The 14,575-nt window shown below is 73.5% G+C and carries 10 protein-coding genes; 6 read left to right on the top strand and 4 right to left on the bottom strand.

Features of this window, described 5'->3' with window-relative positions:
• Window positions 1-141: 141 nt before the first annotated feature.
• Entirely contained in the window at window positions 142-2,148 is a 2,007-nt protein-coding gene (locus ABD292_RS00695) for a sensor histidine kinase (RefSeq protein WP_344204338.1), read from the bottom strand.
• 281 nt (window positions 2,149-2,429) lie between these two features.
• Between ABD292_RS00695 and ABD292_RS00690 the strand changes: the two genes are divergently transcribed.
• The 3 genes from ABD292_RS00690 to ABD292_RS00680 all read left to right on the top strand — a co-directional run bounded on the left by ABD292_RS00690 (window position 2,430) and on the right by ABD292_RS00680 (window position 7,370).
• A complete protein-coding gene (locus ABD292_RS00690) occupies window positions 2,430-5,771 on the top strand; it encodes a S8 family serine peptidase (protein WP_344204336.1) in 3,342 nt (1,113 codons plus the stop codon).
• Between the two features lie 130 nt (window positions 5,772-5,901).
• Window positions 5,902-6,297, top strand: a complete 396-nt coding sequence (locus ABD292_RS00685; protein WP_344204334.1) for a hypothetical protein — start codon at window positions 5,902-5,904, stop codon at window positions 6,295-6,297.
• A gap of 41 nt (window positions 6,298-6,338) precedes the next feature.
• Complete coding sequence (locus tag ABD292_RS00680; RefSeq protein ID WP_344204331.1) at window positions 6,339-7,370, top strand: LacI family DNA-binding transcriptional regulator; 1,032 nt, start codon at window positions 6,339-6,341, stop codon at window positions 7,368-7,370.
• Here ABD292_RS00680 and ABD292_RS00675 read toward each other — a convergent pair.
• From ABD292_RS00675 to ABD292_RS00665, 3 genes are read right to left on the bottom strand one after another with little or no spacing between them, the layout of a single operon-like run.
• Window positions 7,342-8,064, bottom strand: coding sequence for a cupin domain-containing protein (locus tag ABD292_RS00675; protein WP_344204329.1), 723 nt, complete (start codon window positions 8,062-8,064; stop codon window positions 7,342-7,344). The genes ABD292_RS00680 and ABD292_RS00675 overlap by 29 nt on opposite strands.
• Window positions 8,061-8,969, bottom strand: coding sequence for a DUF6807 domain-containing protein (locus ABD292_RS00670; protein ID WP_344204326.1), 909 nt, complete (start codon window positions 8,967-8,969; stop codon window positions 8,061-8,063). The genes ABD292_RS00675 and ABD292_RS00670 overlap by 4 nt, the downstream gene beginning before the upstream one ends.
• Window positions 8,962-10,107: a Gfo/Idh/MocA family protein gene (locus ABD292_RS00665; protein ID WP_344204324.1), complete on the bottom strand. Its 1,146-nt coding sequence runs from the start codon at window positions 10,105-10,107 to the stop codon at window positions 8,962-8,964. Before ABD292_RS00665 ends, ABD292_RS00670 begins: the two co-directional genes overlap by 8 nt.
• 136 nt (window positions 10,108-10,243) lie before the next feature.
• Between ABD292_RS00665 and ABD292_RS00660 the strand changes: the two genes are divergently transcribed.
• The 3 genes from ABD292_RS00660 to ABD292_RS00650 are packed head-to-tail and all read left to right on the top strand — an operon-like array spanning window position 10,244 to window position 14,549.
• Window positions 10,244-10,864, top strand: coding sequence for a TetR/AcrR family transcriptional regulator (locus ABD292_RS00660; RefSeq protein WP_344204322.1), 621 nt, complete (start codon window positions 10,244-10,246; stop codon window positions 10,862-10,864).
• The gene (locus ABD292_RS00655) at window positions 10,864-12,597 is read left to right on the top strand and encodes an ABC transporter ATP-binding protein (protein WP_344204319.1); all 1,734 of its coding nucleotides are present in this window, start codon (window positions 10,864-10,866) and stop codon (window positions 12,595-12,597) included. The genes ABD292_RS00660 and ABD292_RS00655 overlap by 1 nt, the downstream gene beginning before the upstream one ends.
• Window positions 12,594-14,549 carry an ABC transporter ATP-binding protein gene (locus ABD292_RS00650; protein ID WP_344204316.1) on the top strand — a complete coding sequence of 652 codons (1,956 nt, stop codon included), beginning with the start codon at window positions 12,594-12,596 and terminating at the stop codon, window positions 14,547-14,549. Before ABD292_RS00655 ends, ABD292_RS00650 begins: the two co-directional genes overlap by 4 nt.
• Window positions 14,550-14,575: the final 26 nt, after the last annotated feature.

The following is a 14,575-nucleotide window of genomic DNA, read 5'->3' as shown; positions in this document are numbered from 1 at the left end:
AAGGGGAACTGCTCCTGCGGTCACGGCTCGTCCTGCTCATGCTCATCCGACTGCTCCTGCGGCTGCAACTCCTGACGGCAGCCCGGCCGGGCCGCGGTGCGCGACGAGCGCCGCGGCACCGGCCCGCCGCCGGAGCGGGGTTCAGAGCGGGAGGACCGCCTCCACCTGCGTGCCCGTCCCCGGCGAGGTGATGAGGCAGGTGCCGCCGAGTTCGGCGGCCCGTTCGCGCATCGAGGCGAAGCCCACGCCGGAGCGCCGCGCCGCGGGCAGCCCCCTGCCGTCGTCGCGCACCCGTACGACCAGCGCCCGCTCCGAGCGGGCCAGCGTCACGGTGACGTGCCCGGCGGCGGCGTGCTTGCGCGCGTTCGTGAGTGCCTCCTGCGCGATCCGGTACGCGGCCACTTCCACCGCCGCGGGCAGGGCGTCGGTCTCGCCCTCGGCCACGACCTCCACGGGCGGCCCCGGCTCGGCGGCGAGCGCGCGCACCGCCCCGGCCAGGCCGAGGTCGTCGAGGGTGGGCGGGCGCAGGCCGTACACCAGCTCGCGGACCTCCTGGCTGACCGCGTCCATGCCGCTGCGCAGGTCCAGCAGCAGCGCGTCGGCCGCGCTGGGCGCCTGGCGCAGGTTGGTCCTGGCGATGGAGAGCGACATCGCCATGTTGGTCAGCGCCATGCCGAGCCCGTCGTGCAGGTCGCGGCGGAGCCTGCGGCGTTCCTCCTCGCGGGCGGTCAGGATGCGCTCCCTGGAACGTTGCAGGTCGGCGGCCATCAGCACGGCGTGCGCCACGTCGGCGACGTAGGGGACCGCCGTCCCGATCAGCCGTTCGGTGTAGGCGGCCGAGAAGCGGCGCGGCCCCGGCGGGCCGATGAGCATGCGGCCGACCGGTTCGCCGTGCCACACCAGCGGCACCACCCGCGGCTCCGCCCCGGCCACGCCCAGCTCCACCCGCATCTCGGGCCTGCCGGGCCCGTCCGCGCCGACCTCGACGACGACGCCGGTCACGCCGAGCCCGTCACGCACCACGGAGGTGACGGCGGCCAGCGCGTTCGCCGGCTCCCTGGCGCCCACCTCGATCGTGAGCCGCCTGGCCAGCTCCTCGGGGCGGCCGTGCCGGCCGTACAGCATGGCGTCGGTCATCCGGCGCAGCCGGGCGCGCAGCGGCTGGAACAGCGCGCCCGCCGCGAGCGTGGCCGCGAGGCCGGCGAGCTGGTCGTAGTCCGACAGCAGCAGCCCGGCGAGCGCGCTGACGCCGAAGTAGACCGCGCCGACGGTGACGATGAGGCCGGTCGCGACGACCGTACGGCTGATGACGGTGTCGATGCCGTACAGGCGGTGGCGCAGCACCGCGAACGCGATCGCCACCGGGATCGCCGCCGTCCAGATCGTCACGAGCGCCCAGTAGTCCTGCCCGAGCAGCAGGAACGCGGTGTAGACGACGAACGCCGACAGCGGCCAGGCGATCTGCCGCCGCCCGGCAGGGGCCGCCCGCCGCATGCGCCCGACCAGCGACAGCAGCCCGAGCACCACGCAGGCGTTCATCACCAGCGTCAGCCCGGCCTGCAGGCTCGCGTTGTAGGGGGCCAGGGCCTCGACGGCGAGCGGGTTGGGGACGACCTCGGGGTAGCGGCTCGTGGGCGGCGCGGGCCGTACGGCGCCGCGCACGCCCTCGGCGAGGTTCACCGCTACGGCCAGGACCGCCACCGGCAGCCAGCGCCGCGACGGCAGCCGGTCGTCGGGGGAGAGCAGCGGCAGCAGGGCCGACAGCGTGCACGCGGCCACCGTCCAGCCCGCCACGGCCGCGACGCGCAGCCAGCCGGCGCTCTCCAGGTCGCCGCCGGCGGCCGAGGCGTTCTGCAGCCCGACGGCCATGACGGCGACGGAGGAGCCGAGCCCGCCCACGCACATCAACCAGGCGAGACGCAGCCGCGGCCGGTGCCGGATCAGGAACGCCCCGGTCAGCGGGAACGCCAGCCCTGCCGCGTGGTCCGGCACGAACGGCGGCCACGGCGCCCACTCCCGGGGCACCGACAACTGCACGGCCGTTCCCGCGACGGTCAGCGTCACCGCGAGCGCGGCCAGCGCCCCGGCCGCCCACCGCGCTCCGCCCGCGTCCGAGCCAGCCCGCGAAGCGGATAGCGTGTCCGTCACCGTGCCCGTCCCGTCTGCCTGGGGAAGCCGCACGTCATCCCCGGTCCTGCCGGCCACCATCGTACGACGCCGCAGATTGGCACGATCTACCGTGTTCTCGGCCGGAGATTCCCTGGTTACACTCCAGTCCGGAGCCCAGCCGCCCCCACCGGGGCGGACGCTCCGCTCGTCACCCACCGGGGAGGGGTCGCTCTCTTCGGCATGCCTTCGCGCCGGGTGACGCGACGCCTCCGCGAGCGGGCAGGACGAGGTCCACGCAGCCCCTCGACGAGGAGGTTCTCGTGTCATCCAGCGCCCAGTTACCCCGTGTGCGCAGGCTCGTGGCGGTCGCCGCGGGCCTGAGCGCCGTCCTGGCCCTGAGCCCGGCGGCGCTCGCCACCCCGCAACCGTCGCCGTCGCCGCCCGGGAAGTGGACGGCCATCCCGCTGACCGGCGCCGAGCTGGTGGACGGCGCCAAGTCCCCGTCCGGCAAGCTCGCCAAGAGCGACGCGGCCCTGCTCCGCGGCACGTCCACGAAGCCCGTCAACGTCGTCGTCAAGCTCGACTACGACTCGCTCGCCGCCTACCGCGGCGGCCTGCCCGGCCTGCCCGGCACCAGCCCCGCCGTCACCGGCAAGGCCCTGGACACCGGCAGCGCCGACGCCCGCAAGTACACCGGCCACATCCAGAAGGTCGAGGACGCCTTCCTCGCCGAGCTGGCCGCGAAGGTGCCCGGCGCGAGCGTCGGCCAGCGCATCAGGACCGTGTACGGCGGCATCGCGCTGCGCATCCCCGGCGACAAGGCCGACGAGGTGCTGAAGCTGCCCGGCGTCGCCGCCGTCCAGGAGGACAGGCTGGAGCAGCTGCTCACCGACTCCAGCCCGGCCTTCATCGGCGCCGACACCGTCTGGCCGAAGCTCGGCGGCAGCGGCACGGCCGGCAAGGGCGTGATCGTCGGCGTCCTGGACAGCGGCGCCTGGCCCGAGCACCCGTCCTTCGCCGCCCGGCCGGGCCTGCCCGCCCCGCCGCCCACGAAGGACGGCGCGCCGCGTGAGTGCGACTTCGGCGACAACCCGCTGACGCCCGCCAACGACCCGTTCACCTGCAACAACAAGCTGATCGGCGGGCGGGCGTTCCTGGAGACGTACAACGAGGTCGTCGGCGGGGACGTCTACCCCGACAGCGCCCGCGACTCCAACGGCCACGGCACCCACACCGCCACCACGTCGGCCGGGGGTCCGGTGGCCGACGCCAACCCGCTCGGCATCAGCCGCGGCCCGATCAACGGCATCGCGCCCGGCGCGGCCGTGTCGGTCTACAAGGTGTGCGGCGCGGAGGGCTGCTACCAGTCCGACTCGGCGCAGGCGGTCGCGCGGGCCGTCCTCGACGGCGTCCGGGTGATCAACTTCTCCATCTCCGGCGGCAGCGACCCCTACAGCGACCCGGTCGAGCTGGCCTTCCTCGACGCGTACGCGGCCGGCGTGCTCGTCTCGGCCTCGGCCGGCAACTCCGGGCCCGGCGCCAACACCACCGACCACCGCAGCCCGTGGGTCACCACGGTCGCCGCGTCCACGCAGGGCCGTACGTTCCAGTCGACGCTCACGCTGAGCGGCGGCGGCGCGACGGCCACGGTCAAGGGCGCCTCCATCACCGCGGGGCTCTCCTCGCCGCTGCCCGTGGTGCTCGCCTCGGCGCCGCCGTACTCGCGGCCGCTGTGCGACGCGCCCGCGCCCCCCGGGCTGTTCACCGGCAAGATCGTCGCCTGTGAGCGCGGGCCCAACCGGGTGCTGAAGGGCTACAACGTCAAGCAGGGCGGCGCGGCCGGGATGATCCTCTACAACGCCGTACCGTTCGACGTCTTCACCGACGCCCACTGGCTCCCGACGGTGCACCTCGACAAGCCGGAGGCGGACGCGCTGCTGGCGTTCCTGTCCTCCCACCCGGGCACCACCGCCTCCTTCACCCAGGGCACGAAGACGGCCTGGCAGGGCGACCGGATGACGTACTTCTCCTCGCGCGGCCCCGGCGGCGACTTCCTCAAGCCGGACGTGACCGCGCCGGGCCTGCACATCATGGCCGGCATGACCCCGACCCCCGAGTCACCGCTCGAAGGGCCGCCCGGCAACTCCTTCCAGGTCATCTCGGGCACCTCGATGTCGGCCCCGCACGTGGCCGGCGCGGCGGCGCTCGTCTTCGCCCTGCACCCGGACTGGACGCCGGGCCAGGTCAAGTCGGCGCTGGAGACCACCGGCAAGACGTCGGTCACCAAGCCGGACGGGACCACCCCGGCCGACCCGTTCGACATGGGCGGCGGGCGCATCGACCTGACCAAGGCCGGCGACCCCGGCCTGACCCTGGACGAGAGCGCCGCGAACTTCGCCGCCTCCGCGACCGACCCCGCCGGCCGCATCGACCTCAACCTGCCGTCGGTGAACGCCCCCGTCATGCCGGGCGTCATCACCGTCAAGCGCACCGTCAAGAACGTCACGAACAAGACGCTCGTCTTCACCGCCACCGGCCGGACGGTCAGCGGCGCGGCCGTCGCCGTCGTGCCGCCGCTCGTCACCGTCGCGCCCGGCAAGAGCGCCAAGATCAACGTCGTGATCACCGCGCCCGACCTGCCCGACGGGCAGTACTTCGGGCAGGTGGACCTCAAGCAGGTCGGCGGCTCGCGCGCGCTGCACCTGCCGGTGGCGTTCTACCGCCAGGAGGGCATCGTCCCGGTCGAGCAGACCTGCGCGCCGGCGACCATCGCCAGGAACACCGGCGAGTCCACCTGCACCGTCACCGTCCAGAACAACAGCCTGGAGGCGGCCGAGGTCACCGCGCTGAGCACGCTCGACGCGCGGCTGCGGCTGAACAGCGTGACCGGGGCCACCAAGGTCGGCACCCAGATCGCCACCGCCAAGGCGACGCTGGCCGCCCGGCAGCCCGACCGGCCGGTGATCGCGCCGGGCGCGGGCCCCGCCGGGTACATCCCGCTCGACATCTTCGGCGTCGCCCCGATCCCGATCGGTGACGAGCAGGCGGTGAACCTGAACGTGCCCGCGTTCGCGTTCGCCGGCCGGACCTACAACAGGATCGGCGTGGTCTCCAACGGCTACACCGTCGCGGGCGGCACGAACGGCTCGGACGACATCTCCTTCACGCCGCAGACGCTGCCCGACCCGGCGCGGCCGAACGGCGTCCTCGCCCCCTACTGGACCGACCTCGACGGCACCGGCGCGCCCGGCGTCTACGCCACCATCCTCACGGACGGCGTCAACCGGTGGGTGGTCGTCGAGTGGCGGGTGAACGTGTACGGCACCGGCGACCTCAAGGTCTTCCAGCAGTGGATCGGCGTGAACGGCGCCGAGGACATCAGCTACGCCTACGACCCCGGCAACCTGCCCGGCGCGCCGCCCGCCGGCGCGGGGCTGACCGTGGGCGCCGAGAACGCCGACGGCACCGCCGGCAGCCAGATCTCCGGGCCGCCGACCGAGGACCTCGTCGTGACGAGCACGCCGGGCGCGCCCGGCGGGACGCTGACCTACTCGATGAAGATCAAGGGCGTCGGCGCGGGGGCCGGCAAGGTGACCACGGCCACCTCGACGCCGCAGGTCAAGGGCATCACCGTGGAGGTGGACACGATCAACGTCCAGTGACAGGGCCGGGCCGCGGGCGTCGCCCCGCCCGCGGCCCGTTTCCGCGCGCATTCCGGCGAGGAGGTTGCGAGCCCTTCCCGCCTGTGTCTGAATGACGACGGAGAGCTTTTCCTGGCGTACGGGAGGAGCGATGGGGCGTGAGCCGCTGAGTCACGGCGAGCGGGCCAGGACGGCCGCCGCCGACGCCCGGCGGGCCGCGGAGGCCCGCGCGCTGATCCAGGACCGGCTGGTCCGCATCCGGGCGGGCGCGTACGAGCCGGGCGAGCAGCCGCTTCCGCTGCCCGGCCACGATCCAGGCGAGGCCGCCCGGCGCGTGTGGTCGGCGGCCCTGCGCAGGTCGGAGGCCATGCTGAAGCTCGCCGCCGCGCACGAGCGCTGCGCGCTCCTGCGGGAGCGGCTGGCCGGCTGCGCGGGCCTGGACGACGGGCCCGACCTCCGGCTCGCCCGGTGGCACCGCCACCTGGCGCGCCGCCTGCGCGTCCTCGCGGGGGCGCGCTCGGCGGCCTACCCGAACACGCGGCGCTAGGCTGGGCGGGACGGAGCGCGAGGGCGCGGAAGGGGGGTCCCGTGGGCCGGTCCGACACGCCGCGCGTGACGATCCACGAGGTGGCCCGGCGCGCCGGCGTCTCCCACCAGACCGTCTCCCGCTACTTCCGGCACAACGAGGGGCTGAAGCCGGAGACCCGCAGGAAGATCGACGAGGTCGTCCAGGAGCTCAACTACCGGCCCAACCTCGTCGCCCGGTCCATGCGCACCCGCCGCACCAACCGGCTGGCGATCACCCTGCCCGCCTCCGCCTACCTGTGGCCGGTGCGCCTGCTCGGCGCCGCCTCGGCCGCCGCGCACGCCGAGGGCTTCCAGCTGGAGGTGGTGAGCGTCGAGGGCGACGCCACGGCGAGGGCCGAGCGGGTGCTGGAGCTGGCGGCGTCGGGGCAGGTCGAGGGCATCCTGTCGCTGTCGCCGCTGGACCTCGACCCGGCGCTGGCCCCGGTCCCCGTGGTCGTCACCGGCGACTACGACGACAACCTGCGCGGCGTCAACGAGCTGGCCGACGCCTCCCCGGTCGCCGAGATCATCGACTACCTCGCGGGGCTCGGCCACCGGGTCTTCCTGCACATCGCGGGCTCGCAGAGCTTCGCCTCCGCCCGCAACCGCAAGCGCGTCTACGAGCAGACCATCGAGAGCCGGGGGCTGATCTCGTACGGCGTCGCCGCCGGCGACTGGAGCGCGCGGTCCGGCTACGACGCCGTCCAGGCCCTGCCCGACGGCTGCGGCGTGACCGCGATCGTGGCCGCCAACGACCACGTCGCGATGGGGGCGGTGCGGGCCGCGCTCGCCCGCGGCTGGCGGGTCCCCGGCGACGTCAGCGTCTTCGGCTGGGACGACGAGGAGCTGGGCCGCTTCGCCACCCCGTCGCTCTCGACGGTGGCCGTGGACCGCGAGGTCCAGGGCCGCGAGGCGGTGGCCAGACTGGTCGCCGAAGTGCGCGGCGAGCCGGCCCCCGAGCCCGCCGCGCGCCCGCTCAACCAGGTCATCGTCCGCGAGTCCGCGGGCCCGCCACCGCGCCAGGTCAGTCCGGGGCAGGGGCCCATGTCTTGAGCCGGCCGCACATGCCGAAGGCGCGCGGGCCCGGGCGGGGGGTGGTGCGGACCACGGTGGCCTGGCCGAGGTGGGCCGGGTCGCCGTCGGCGAGGGCCGCGAGCTGGGCGCGGGTGCGCTCGGTCTCGGCCGCGACGGTCTCGTTCCACAGCGCCGTCCACGTCTCCACCCGGGGCTGGACGAGGTCGGCGGCGAGCCGGTGCAGGTCCGCCAGCGCCGCGCCGCCCCGCCGCCCGACGTCGTCGACGAGCTGCCCGAAGCCGGTGATCGCGAGGTCGCGCCGGGCGCGGGCGGCCGCGGCCAGCTCGGCCTCCGTCCCTCCGGCGGGGAGCGTGGCGGCGGCCAGGTACGCCTCGCGGTCGCGCAGCACCTCTTCGGGAAAGGTCAGCACGGCGTCCCCGGCCTCGGGCAGCCCCGCGTTCTGCATGATCACCACCAGCCGCAGCCCCTCCTCGTTGACCAGCCGGTGGACGGTGCCGGGGGAGAACCACAGCACCGAGCCCGGCTCCAGCCGGTCCTCGGCGAAGCCGGCGGCGCTCAGCGTGTGGACCTCGCCGCGGCCCTCGGTCACGACGTACGCCTCGGTGGAGACGGTGTGCAGGTGCGGGGTGCCGCCGTGCCCGCCGTCCGGGCACGCCCAGTCGTAGACGCACAGGTCGCTGATCGCCGTGCCGCCGGGGAAGAGCGGGGTCACAGCGCGAACTCCTCGCCCAGCTCGTCCAGCTCGGCCTGCTCGCACACGTGGTCGACGAAGACGTGCCGGTGCGCGAGTTCGAGCGTGCCGCCGGGGGGCAGCGCGATCTCCTCGTCGAAGGAGGGGGAGGGGCTGATCACGGCGAACGGCTCCCGCCGCACGAACCACTTGATCGGCACGGCCGCGCTGGAGCGCCCGGCGAGGACGAGCACGGTGGCGCCGCCGTCGATCTCGTCGTGCTGCCCGGCCATGGCCAGCCAGTCGGCCTGCTCGCCCATCATCTCGGGGCCGCCGCGCCCGCCGGCCGCGAGGATCGTGCCGCCGGTGAACGAGCGGGGGCCGCGCCAGCAGAAGCCCGCGTACCCGGCGAGGGGGCGGCCGTGCGTGGTGGGGCTGCCGAAGTCCAGGACGCCGCCGCGGACGTTGCGCAGCTCGGTGGCGAAGTCCAGCGCCCAGAGCCCCCGTCCGGGGTCCACCCCGTGGAAGGCCAGCCGCCGCCGCTCGGTGATCCAGTGCTCCCCGGCCGAGGTCACCCAGTGCAGGGTCTCCTCGACGGTGACCCGGTCGCCGTCGGCGGAGACGGCGGTGAACTCCACGTGGCGCATCTGCCCCAGGTTGTCCTCCATCTGGTAGTCGCGCTCCGCCGAGTACGTGGGCCCGCCCCAGAAGTTCTGCCCCGACAGGTGGGCCCAGGTCATCTGGAGACCCTTGTGCCAGCGGTGGTCCCAGGGCCGGTAGGACGACAGGGGCGCGCCGCTGAGGCTGCGCAGCGGATGCAGGTAGGGCTTGGGCGCCTCGGCCTGGGGGGCGTCGGGCCGGTGGACGTAACGGGCGATCTCCACCTCGCCGGCGGTGACGGCGAGGGCCGTGCCCTCGTCGCGGACGCCCAGCTCGCGGTCAGTCACGGTCGCTGCTCTCCTCGTGCTCGTCACGGCGCAGGACGGCGGCGGCGCGGGCCGGGTCGCCGCCGTTGAGCGCGTGGTAGAAGGGGTTCGGCGGGCCGAGCTCGGCCCGGGTCACGGGACGGCCGGTGAAGGCCGACTGGTACATCCCGGTGATCAGCTCCATCACCCTGCGCCCGTCGGCCCCGGACGCGGGCGGGCGCTCGCCCGCGCGCATGGCGGCGAGCACCTCGGCGAGCTGCGCCCGGTGCGAGCTGGGCACGTCCTCCTCCGGCGGCCAGCCGGCGATCCTGTCCTGGTCGGTGACGTGCGGCGCGGGGGTCCAGCGCCAGTGGGAGTTGTCGTAGCCGTACAGGTGCTCGACCTCGACCGTGGCGTCGGTGAAGTCGAAGCGCAGGTAGCTCGTCTCGCGCGGGGACAGGACGCTGTTGACGATCGAGCCGATCGCGCCGTTCGCGAACCTGACGATGGCGAACGAGACGTCCTCGGTCTCGGTGCGGCGGCCGAGCGTGGCCGCCACGGCGTGCACCTCGTCCCAGTCGCCGAGCAGGTCGAGCAGCAGGTCCATCTGGTGGATGCCGTGGCCCATGGTGGGGCCGCCGCCCTCGGTCGCCCACTTCGCGCGCCAGGGCACCTCGAAGTAGTCGTGGCCGCGGTACCACAGCGTGTTGCAGACGGCGACGTGCGGCCGGCCGAGCTCGCCCGTGGCGAGGTGCCGGCGCAGCCGACGCGCGGCGCTGCCGGAGCGGTGCTGGAAGACGTAGGCCGCGTACGGGCCGCCCTCCTTCTCGCAGGCGGCGATCTCGTCGTACTCGGCGAGCGACAGCGTGGGCGGCTTCTCGCACCACACCCACGCGCCCGCGCGCAGGCCGGCGATGACCGCCTCCCGGTGCGCGACCGGCGGGGTGGCGACGACGAGCAGGTCAGGGCTCTCGGCGGCCAGCATGGCGGCCAGGTCGGTGTAGCGGCCGGGGATGCCGTGGGCGTCCGCCAGCTCCCCGGCGCGGGCGGGGTCGAGGTCGCAGACGGCGGTGACGCGGACGGCCTCGCCCGCGGCGGCCAGGGCGGGCAGGTGGACGCCGCTCGCGATGCCGCCGGCTCCGGCGACGGCGACCCGGATCGGGGTCGGCGGTAAAGGCACGGGCACTCCTCACACCAGTCGAAAGTGATCGATCACTTTTCCGTGCCCAACGTATTTTCCGAGGCCGCGGCCTGTCAACGACTCATCCCGATAAATGAGTGGAACGAGTGAGTACTCGCTCATTACACTCCTCCCCATGACGAAACGGCGAAGAGTGCCGGCCATGGCGCCGGAAGCCCGTCGTGCCGTGCTCATCGCCGCCACGGTTCCCCTGCTGCGCGCGCACGGCACCGCGCTCAGCACCCGGCAGATCGCCGAGGCCGCGGGCGTGGCCGAGGGGACGATCTTCGGTGTCTTCCCCGACAAGGCCTCGCTGCTGCGGGCGGCGCTGATGAGCGCGTTCGACCCGGAGCCCGCCGTGGAGGCGCTGAAGGCCATCGATCCGGCGCTCGACCTGCGCGAACGCCTGTGCAGGGCGGTCACGCTGCTGCGCGAGGGCATGAGCGCCAACGCCCGGCTCATGGCCGCCCCGCGCGAGCTGATGACCGAGGACCCCGAGTTCCACAAGCGGATGTTCGACTCCCGCAACCGCATCGCGGACGGCCTCGCCGCCCTCATGGAGCCCGACCGCGACCGTCTGCGCCGCGCTCCCGAGGCCGCCGCGCACCTGCTGCTCATGCTGATCGCGGTGCGCGTGCACCACGGCCTCGCCATGGGCGACTTCGGTGACATGGACGACGCGGAGACCGTCTCCGTCCTGCTCGACGGGCTGCTCGTGCGGCCCTTACCCACCCCACCCACAGAAAGCGCCCCTTGATGCTGCTCCGCCTCCTGCGGGTCCAGCTCAGGCCGTACGGGAAAGAGATCACGCTCGTCGTCCTCTTCCAGTTCGTGCAGACGCTGGCCACGCTCTATCTCCCCACACTGAACGCCGACATCATCGACGACGGCGTCGTCAAGGGCGACACCGCCTACATCATGCGCGTCGGGCTGGTGATGCTCGGCGTGACGCTCGTGCAGGTCATCTGCTCGATCGTCGCCGTCTACTACGGCGCCCGCACCTCCATGGCCCTCGGCCGCGACATGCGGGCCGCGATCTTCCACCGGGTGCAGGCCTTCTCCGTCCAGGAGGTCAACAAGTTCGGGGCGCCGTCCCTGATCACCCGGACCACCAATGACGTGCAGCAGATCCAGCTGCTCGTCCTCATGACCTTCACCATGATGGTCGCGGCGCCGATCATGTGCGTCGGCGGCATCGTGCTGGCGCTCAACCAGGACGTCGCGCTGTCGTCGCTGCTGCTGGTCGCGCTGCCGCTGATGATCGTCATCGTGGCGCTGGTCGTCGCGCGCATGCGGCCGCTGTTCCGTACGATGCAGGAGCGCATCGACCGCATCAACCAGGTGCTGCGCGAGCAGATCACCGGCATCAGGGTCATCCGCGCCTTCGTGCGCGACACCCACGAGCACGAGCGCTTCGGCGTCGCCAACGACGAGCTGACGGACGTCTCGCTGCGCGTCGGCCGGCTGATGGCGCTGATGTTCCCCACCGTCATGCTGGTCGTCAACCTCTCCAGCGTCGCCGTCGTCTGGTTCGGCGGCCACCGCATCGCCGGCGGGGACATGGAGGTCGGCGCGCTCACCGCGGTGATCTCCTACCTCATGCAGATCCTCATGTCGGTCATGATGGCGATGTTCATGTTCATGATGATCCCGCGCGCCGAGGTGTGCGCCGAGCGCATCGAGGAGGTGCTGGGCACCGAGCCGACCGTGCGCCCGCCGGCCGAGCCCGTCACGCCGGAGCGCCGCATCGGCGAGCTGGAGCTGCGCTCGGTCGACTTCCGCTACCCCGGCGCCGAGGAGCCGGTGCTGTCCGGCGTGAGCTTCACGGCCCGGCCCGGCCGCACCACCGCGATCATCGGCAGCACCGGCAGCGGCAAGACCACCCTGCTCAACCTCATCCCGCGGCTGTTCGACGCGAGCGCCGGCGAGGTGCTGGTCGACGGCGTCAACGTACGCGAGCTCGACCCGGCCGCGCTCTCCCGCGCGGTCGGCCTGGTCCCGCAGACGCCCTACCTGTTCTCCGGCACCGTCGCCTCCAACCTGCGCTACGGCCGCCCCGACGCTACCGACGAGGAGCTGTGGCGCGCCCTGGAGATCGCCCAGGCCCGCGACTTCGTCGAGGCCATGCCCGGCGGCCTGGAGGAGCCCATCTCCCAGGGCGGCACCAACGTCTCCGGCGGCCAGCGCCAGCGCCTGGCCATCGCCAGGACCCTCGTGCACCGGCCCGAGATCTACCTGTTCGACGACTCCTTCTCCGCCCTCGACTACGCCACCGACGCCCGGCTGCGGGCCGCGCTCACCGAGGAGATCGCCGACGCCACGATCGTCATCGTCGCCCAGCGCGTCAGCACGATCCGCGACGCCGACCGCATCCTCGTGCTCGACGACGGCCGCCTGGTCGGCACCGGCACCCACGCCGAGCTGATGGACGACTGCCCGACGTACCGGGAGATCGTGCTGTCCCAGCTCACCGAACAGGAGGCAGCATGACCGCCGCGCAGGCGCCCGCGCGCCGTCCGCAACCCGCGTTCGGCCCCGGCCGCATGATGAGCGGGCCCGCCGAGAAGCCCTCCGACTTCCGCGGGACGCTCCGCAACCTGATGCTGCTGCTGCGCCCGGAACGCAGGCTGCTCGCCGTCGTCCTCGCCCTCGGCACCGCCAGCGTCGCGCTGACCGTGGCCGGGCCCAAGATCCTCGGCCGGGCCACCGACCTGATCTTCTCCGGCATCATCGGCGCCCAGCTCCCCGCCGGCGTCACCAAGGAGCAGGCCGTGGCCGGGCTGCGCGCCCGCGGCCAGGACACCTTCGCCGACATGGTCGCGGCCATGCACGTGGTGCCCGGCCAGGGCATCGACTTCGACGCGCTCGCGTACGTGCTGGCCTGGGCGCTCGCGGTCTACGTGCTGGCGGGGCTGCTCGGCGTCGCCCAGTTCCGGCTGACCACGACGGTCGTGCAGCGGGCCGCGTACCGGCTGCGCGAGCGGATCGAGACCAAGCTGTCCCGGCTGCCGCTCAGCTACTTCGACGGCCAGCCGCGCGGCGAGGTGCTGAGCCGCGCCACCAACGACACCGACAACATCGCCCAGTCGCTCCAGCAGACGATGAGCCAGCTCGTCTCGTCGGTGCTGACCGTGGTCGCGGTGCTCGCGATGATGTTCTGGATCTCGCCCGTGCTGGCGCTCATCGCGCTGGTCACGGTGCCGGTCACGGTCTACGTCACCGCGGCGATCGGCAAGCGCTCGCAGCCGCAGTTCGTCAAGCAGTGGGCCTCCACCGGCCAGCTCAACGGCCACATCGAGGAGATGTACGGCGGTCACACGCTGGTCAGCGTGTTCGGCCGGCAGCGCGAGGCCGCCGAGACCTTCGACCGGCACAACGACGCCCTGTACGACTCCAGCTTCCGCGCCCAGTTCATCTCCGGCGTCATCCAGCCGGCGATGATGTTCATCGGCAACCTCAACTACCTGCTGGTCGCCGTGGTCGGCGGGCTCAAGGTGGCCTCGGGCTCGATCTCGCTGGGCGACGTGCAGGCGTTCATCCAGTACTCGCGCCAGTTCAGCCAGCCGCTCATGCAGGTGGCCGGCATGGCGGCCCTGGTGCAGTCGGGCGTCGCCTCGGCCGAGCGCGTCTTCGAGCTGCTGGAGGCCCCCGAGCAGTCGCCGGAGCCCGCCCAGCCGGCCCGCCCCGAGCAGGTCAGGGGCCGGGTGGCGTTCGAGGACGTGTCCTTCCGCTACGACCCCGAGCGGCCGCTGATCGAGAACCTGTCGCTCACCGTCGAGCCCGGCCAGACGGTCGCCATCGTGGGCCCCACGGGAGCGGGCAAGACCACGCTGGTCAACCTCATCATGCGCTTCTACGAGGTGACCGGCGGCCGCATCACGCTCGACGGCGTCGACATCGCCACGATGTCCCGCGAGGAGCTGCGCGGCAACATCGGCATGGTGCTCCAGGACACCTGGCTGTTCGGCGGCACGATCGCGGAGAACATCGGCTACGGCGGCGAGAAGGCCACCCGCGAGCGCATCGAGGCCGCCGCGCAGGCCGCGCACGTCGACCGCGTCGCGCACACCCTGCCCGACGGCTACGACACCGTGCTCGACGAGGAGGGCGGCACGGTCAGCGCGGGCGAGAAGCAGCTCATCACCATCGCCCGCGCGTTCCTGTCCGACCCGGCGATCCTCATCCTGGACGAGGCCACCAGCTCGGTCGACACCCGGACCGAGGTGCTCATCCAGCGGGCGATGAGCACCCTGCGCGAGGGCCGTACGAGCTTCGTCATCGCCCACCGGCTCTCCACGATCCGCGACGCCAGCCTCATCCTGGTCATGGAGAACGGGCGCATCGTCGAGCAGGGCACGCACGAGTCGCTGCTCGCGGCCGGCGGCGCCTACGCCCGGCTCTACTCCGCCCAGTTCGCCGCGGCCGTGGTGGAGATGGACTAGCGGCTCCGGCCGTCACCGGCGGGGCG

Origin of the sequence: Nonomuraea bangladeshensis, assembly GCF_039529455.1 — a bacterium.
In the GTDB taxonomy this organism is placed as follows: Bacteria; Actinomycetota; Actinomycetes; order Streptosporangiales; family Streptosporangiaceae; genus Nonomuraea; species Nonomuraea bangladeshensis.
Note: the sequence above shows the minus strand (reverse complement) of the source record. Positions and strands in the feature narration are given on the sequence as shown.